We start from the raw sequence: 6,482 nt of genomic DNA, 5'->3' as shown, positions 1-6,482 counted from the left end.
CATCAAATAAGAAACACCTTAAAATACGTTCCGGAAAAAGACCGTAAAGCATTTGCCAGAGACCTAAAAACAATCTATCAGGCAGCGAATGAAGAAGACGGCAGAAAGGCCCTGGACCATGTTACGGCGAAGTGGCAGGATAAGTATCCAAGAGCCATGAAACGCTGGTATGACAATTGGGATGCAATATGCCCGATTTTTAAATTCTTAGCTGAAGTCAGAAAGGTTATTTACACCACCAATGCCATTGAAAGTCTTAATGCGTCTTACCGCAAACTGAATCGCCAGAGAAGCGTATTTCCGAGCGACCAGGCCTTGCTGAAAGCACTGTATCTTTCCACCTTTGAAGCAACCAAAAAATGGACCATGCCTCTAAGAAACTGGGGAGTAATCTACGGTGAATTTCAGATAATGTATGAAGGCCGATTACCAGACTGATTTCTGGGATAAACAAAAGACGGAAGCTGAAACTTCCGTCTATTGATTATTTTGTTTTTTAATAAAAATAGTAAATTTCAATAGAAATAATTGACTATTTTATTCATAAAACATAAATCTTGACTTATAAAAACAAACAGGTAATATTAATAACACCAAAGCAGTGACCTTCTGGTTACTGCTTAAAAATTTTCTCAGGATATTTTTCTATTTACAGAAAGATTTTAACATGCTCGTAAAAACAGGGCATAAGCCCTGTTTTTCTACTTTTCAACTGAGTTACATCTTACTCAGCTTTCTTTATTTCTGCATTAAGTTCTTCTTCAGTAAACTCAGGAAGCGGCTTGTGGTTTTCACCGACAAATGAGTAAATAACCGGAAGCACAAACAGAGTGAACATGGTGCCGATTGACAGACCTGCAACGATTACGAGACCGATTGAAAATCTGCTTTCCGCACCTGCACCGGCAGCTGTGAGCAGAGGAACCAGACCGGCAACCATTGCCGCGGTGGTCATCAGAATCGGACGAAGTCTTACTGAGGCTGCTCTCTTAACTGCTTCGATCTTTGAACATCCGTTCTTAAGCTGTTCTTCACGGCTAACTTCACAGATCAGAATACCGTGCTTTGAGATAAGACCCACAAGGGTTATCAGACCTACTTCGGTATAAATGTTCAGAGAAGCCATGCCTACGGACAGGAAGAGCAGAGCACCTGAAATTGCCAGAGGAACGGCAATCAGGATAACGCAAGGATCTCTCCAGCTTTCAAACTGACATGCAAGTACAAGGAAGATTATGAACACTGCGAGTGCGAAGGTAGAAGCAAGTGAACTGCCTTCCGTAGTGAACTGTCTTGATTCACCCTTGTAGTTATGAGTGTAACCGGCAGGAAGTGTAGGTACGACTTCGTTTTCAAAGAAGCTTACGGCTTCACCCATGTTAACTCCCGGACTCAGTGCAAAGCTCAGGGTGGCTGCGTTCTGCTGTGACATTTTTGAAAGAGTGGCTGGCACAGCCTTAACCTTTACGTTAAGAATTGATCTTAATGAAATCATGTCTCCGCTCTGAGATTTTACAAAGTATTTGTTGAGCGAATCTGGATTCATTCTTTCAATACGTTCAGACTGAGGAATAACTTCATATGATCTGCCGTCGATGGATACGCGGTTTACATATCCGTCGGCGATAATTGTTGAAAGAGTCTGACCGATATCACTCATGGTAATACCGTAAGCACCTGCCTTTTTACGGTCAACATCGATGTAAAGGGTAGGGGAGTCATAGCTTAAGTCACTGTCGAAATATACAAAGAGACCGCTTTTTCTTGCTTTTTCCATAACCTGTTCGGACACGTCATAGAGTTCTTCGAAGCTGTTCGGAGTCATGAGTACGAACTGCATAGGAAGACCGCTTGAGCTGCCAGGGAGAGGAGGCATCTGGAATACGGTAGCGTTTATGTTAGGACTCTTGGTAAGTAAAGGTGAAACTCTCTTGATAACTTCAGACTGCTTTTCACGTTCATTGAATTCCTTCAGTACGAGAATCGCCATACCCTGGTTTGACGCGGGGGTACCGATCATGCCCAGAGTGTTAAGTACTGCAGGATCCTTGGCGGCTTCGTTATTAAGCTTCTTGATACCATCCTCGATGTAGTCAAGGTTTGCGTTGGTAGGAGCCTTACCCATCATCATGAATGCACCGCTGTCTTCATACGGAGCAAGTTCTGATGAACAGTACTTGAAGAGCAGAGGCAGTGATGCCATGATGACAATGGCCACAATTACGATAGGGGTTCTTGTGGTTAATACCGCATCAAGCATTCCGGTATAGATTTCGGTTATCCTGTTGAGGATTCTGTTCACGATGCTTTCAAATTTACCAGGCTTTTCTTCAGCCTTGAGCATCTTTGAACACATCATAGGAGACAGGGTAAGGGCAATGATACCTGAAATCAGCACGGAACCTGCCAGAGTCAGTGCGAATTCGGTAAAGAGCGAACCGGTGATACCGCCCATGAGTGCTATCGGTGAGTATACCGCACCGAGGGTTATGGTCATTGATATTACGGGAATTGCTATTTCTCTTGTACCGATAATGGCAGCCTTGAACGGTGAAAGTCCGTTCTTGATGTGACGGTCGACATTTTCAACCACCACGATGGCGTCGTCCACAACCAGACCGATGGCAAGAACCATTGCGAGCAGAGTCATCAGATTTATTGAGAATCCGAAGAGACTCATGAGCATGATTACACCGATCATGGACAGAGGAATTGTGATGATAGGTATTACAACGGCTCTGAAAGAACCCATGAAGAGGGTGATGACCACGAGTACGATAATTGCCGCTTCAACGATGGTGTGAATAACTTCGTTGATTGATTCATCAATGGAAATGGTACTGTCGTAGATGGTGTTCATCTTAAGAGTGCTTGGCAGTCCCTTTTCCAGGGTAGGCATAAGGGCTGTTACGCCTGCTGCGATATCCAGAGGGTTGGCTGTTGGGGTTGCATCGATTGCGGCTACGACACCTTTCTGGCCGTTGGCGATGGATCTGAAGCTGTCATGGCTGGTTGCCATTGAGATCTTGGCAACATCCTTCATTCTGACTACGGCACCGTTCTTGGATGCAACAATAAGTTCAGACAGTTCATCAGCATTGGCAACCTGAGTATTGGTGTTGGTGTTCATCAGGGTATAGTAATTGTTGATCTGTCCTGATGAAGTCTGGAAGTTGTTGGCCTTCAGAACATTTACCACATCCTGTGCCGTAAGCTGATGAGCAGCCAGCTTGAGAGGGTCAATCCATATTCTCAAAGCATATTCGTTACCGCCGTACAGGTTAACCTTGGCTACACCGTTTACGGTAAAGAGCTGTGGGATAACCACACGGTTAAGGTAGTCGGTAATCTGCGGACCGTCCATTACATCGCTTGAGAAGGCGATGTACAGCACTGATGTGGTGGATCCTGTAGAAAGGGATATGGTCGGATCCTGTGCATCGGAAGGAAGCTGTGATTTTACGGAGTTAACGCGTGACATGACGTCTGCGAGGGCTCCGTTAGGATCGGTATTGAGCTTCATGTAGATCGTAATGGTGGATGAGCCCATTTTGGAGCTGGAAGTCATGTAGTCAATATTGTCCGCCTGGGCAACGGCCTGCTCGATAGGAGCGGTGATGAAGCCCTGAATAAGATCGGCACCGGCACCGTAGTAACTGGTGGTTACGGTGATTACGGTGTTGGTCATGTCCGGATACTGACGCACGGCCATGTTTTTCAGGGACTGCAGCCCCAGCAGTGTTATAAGAAGACTGATACATACTGCGAGTACCGGTCTTTTAATGAAGATATCAGTAAACATTATTAGAGCTCCGGTACTTTTTCAACCTTATCAAGATTGTATTTGTCGTTTTCTTCGATATAGCTGCCGTTGGAGAGTCTTACCAGACCTTCAGTAACTATTACGTCACCGGGATTGAGGCCGGAGGTGATGACAACCTTGTCTCCGTTTTCGTTACCGGTGGTTACGTTTACCTGTTCGGAAATCTTCTGTCCCTTGTCATCAGTCTTCACGCGGTATACGGAAGTACCGTAAAGGTTGTATGAAATCGCGGTCTTTGGAATGGCAATCTGTTCTTCTTCCGAAGGCAGAATTACGTTAACCTTTGCATACATGCCGGTTATGAGTTTTGACTGAGGGTTCGGAATGGTGCCCTGAACCTGCAGAATACCTGCTTCATAATTCATTACAACTTCAATTGCGGAGATTTCACCTTCGAATGTTTCATCAGGGAAGGCGTCAACATTAAGCACAACCTTCTGACCCAGTTTGATTTTTTCAACATCATTCTGTGATACGGTAAAGCGTACCTTTACTTTTGAATTATCTTCAAGGTGGGCTATCTTTGAACCGGGCTGAACATACTGACCGACGTATACGTTACGGATACCCAGCTTGCCTTCGAAAGGTGCCTTGATCTGCAGTTTTTCAATTTTTGCCTTGATGGACTTTGCATCGGCAATGGCCGCTTCATAGTCTGCCTTGGCATTGTCCAGATCCATCTGGGATACGTTTCCCTTCTTGATGAGGGCTGAGTAGCGGATGAACTTCTTTTCTGCCACGTCCGCCTTGGCTCTGGATGCTTCGTAGTTCGCTTTTTCAACGGAATCGTTTACCTGTACAAGTACCTGATTCTGTTTTACCACGTCGCCGGAATCAAAATAAAGTCCTGTGATGCTGCCGGATACTTCAGATGATACGTCGATACCCTGGTTAGGTTCGATGAAACCTATGGCGCTTACGGCTTCCTGCCATGGAGCTTTGTCAATTTTCATTGTGGTTACCGGATTAACCGGAGGCTTCATGTTTGCCAGGTATTCCTGTATTTTCTTTTCTTTGTATATGTTGAATCCTATTACGGCACCGAAGACCAGTATGGTTGCCAATGGTACTGCGATCTGCCATTTACGCATTTTTTACCCCCTTGAAAAATCAAATCTGTATAAGCGACAATTCTACGCTATAAATCTGTTTTTGAAAAATTTTTACACATACAATACTATCATTGGACACTGATAAATCATATGAGTTCAGATATCAGTGTTTTCATACTGTGAATCATATTATGTATAATCGTTTAAAACACTGAAAATTTAAATAATGACTGAAAAAAAAGCACTGAAAAATGAGATTTTCAGTGCTTTTTTTCAGTGATGAATTTCAGAACTTACGGTTCGGAACCTTCAAGCCAGAGTTTCGCCATGATTTCGATATCCTCTTTGGTCAGAGCTCCGCCGGTAAAACCTGTTTTGTGCACGAAGGTTGCCGATTTGATGCCGATAATTCTGTTGAGTTCTTCAAGCTCTTTGCCTCTCCACGCGGTAGGCGCACCGCAGCGGTTTTTGAATCTTGATGACTGGGAGCCCGGAAGAGACTGGATTCTGTATCCCTTTTTCTTGTGGTCAGGGTAGATGGCAATCCTGCATTTTTCAAAGCAGTTCCAGTTGTTGAGCACTGCTTCAAACCATGGAAGCTTGTCATCAAGACGCAGAATTTCGGAACCGTCATAGCTCTTGAGCACCTTTTCCTCGTCTCTGGCGTTGGTCAGAGTGTTGATGAAAAGCTTCTTGTAGAGAACCTTGAGACTGTCCACGGTTTCAATGAAGTTCTGATACTGTGTTTCTTCGGTGCCGTTGAGATCATTCTGCATGGCAACAAGATAAGGAACTACCGGTATGTGCATGTAGAATCTGTTGAGGTTGGCGTAAACCTGATTTTCCTCGGACTGATTCAGACTGCAGAGGCTTCTGGTATAGCTGTCCAGCTGTCCGTTGTCGGTAAGGTCGGTATACTGCATTATATTGCGGTCAATGGTTTTCCAGGCCTTGTTGATTACGGTATCCGAAATTTCATCAGGGTTGGGCAGACAGCGGCGGATAAGTTCCAGAAGTTCACGACCGAACCTGTCCCAGATAAGACCGGCCGTGGCATATCTGATGCCGTTGCTGCGGGAGAGATTGAACTCTGCCGGATGATGATCGAAATGCTTCTGTAAATCAAATTTTCCTGAAACGTCAATAACGTAGTCTGCTTTTTCAAGTTCTTCAGGATCCCTTGATCGGATGATCTTTGTCGTGGCATCCAGAAGCTTGAAAATCACGCATGCAGTGACTTCATCAGCATGAAAGGAGCCACTGTGAGTTGCAATTATCATTCTTTATTTCCCAAATATTATACACCTAGGTATAAATTTAAATGATTTTGCGTCTATGTCAAGGATAAAGCACATTTATGAAATAAAATACCATTGTATGTCAGATAGATTATATTTTTTGTTTATTTTGTGAATGGCTGTCCATGTGGAAAACTCCGGATGAAACGTCATGAAACTGACTGGTAATGAGGGAAAAACAGGCTGAGAGGCAATAACTTTAACCATTTCACTTAAGTGATATGCGGTAATTGATATTTACGAAAAAAGTTCGTAACATCGATTAAAGGATATACTGTTTCTGCAGACTGCGGGAATCACCTGCCGGTA

4 protein-coding genes are annotated in these 6,482 nt (G+C 44.1%); 1 reads left to right on the top strand and 3 read right to left on the bottom strand.

Going from position 1 to position 6,482, the window contains the following annotated elements; genetic code table 11:
• Window positions 1–438, top strand: a 438-nt coding sequence (locus BMY80_RS11625; protein ID WP_177178591.1) for a transposase, incomplete at its 5' end; no start/stop codon positions are given.
• A gap of 286 nt (window positions 439–724) precedes the next feature.
• On the opposite strand, the gene BMY80_RS11620 is transcribed toward BMY80_RS11625, so the two are convergent.
• The 3 genes from BMY80_RS11620 to BMY80_RS11610 form a co-directional block, all read right to left on the bottom strand.
• Window positions 725–3,805 carry a multidrug efflux RND transporter permease subunit gene (locus BMY80_RS11620; protein ID WP_143066539.1) on the bottom strand — a complete coding sequence of 1,027 codons (3,081 nt, stop codon included), beginning with the start codon at window positions 3,803–3,805 and terminating at the stop codon, window positions 725–727.
• Window positions 3,805–4,914 carry an efflux RND transporter periplasmic adaptor subunit gene (locus BMY80_RS11615; RefSeq protein ID WP_093143867.1) on the bottom strand — a complete coding sequence of 370 codons (1,110 nt, stop codon included), beginning with the start codon at window positions 4,912–4,914 and terminating at the stop codon, window positions 3,805–3,807. Before BMY80_RS11615 ends, BMY80_RS11620 begins: the two co-directional genes overlap by 1 nt.
• 254 nt (window positions 4,915–5,168) lie before the next feature.
• Window positions 5,169–6,155 carry an MYG1 family protein gene (locus BMY80_RS11610; protein ID WP_093143864.1) on the bottom strand — a complete coding sequence of 329 codons (987 nt, stop codon included), beginning with the start codon at window positions 6,153–6,155 and terminating at the stop codon, window positions 5,169–5,171.
• Between the last annotated feature and the right edge of the window lie 327 nt (window positions 6,156–6,482).

Source organism: Ruminobacter amylophilus (genome assembly GCF_900115655.1).
GTDB lineage: Bacteria > Pseudomonadota > Gammaproteobacteria > Enterobacterales > Succinivibrionaceae > Ruminobacter > Ruminobacter amylophilus.
Note: the sequence above shows the minus strand (reverse complement) of the source record. Positions and strands in the feature narration are given on the sequence as shown.

What these genes read in the sequence shown, in the direction of transcription:
- BMY80_RS11610 (WP_093143864.1), bottom strand. Translation starts at nt 6,155, where the DNA reads ATGATAATTGCAACTCACAGTGGCTCCTTTCATGCTGATGAAGTCACT.
- BMY80_RS11615 (WP_093143867.1), bottom strand. Translation starts at nt 4,914, where the DNA reads ATGCGTAAATGGCAGATCGCAGTACCATTGGCAACCATACTGGTCTTC.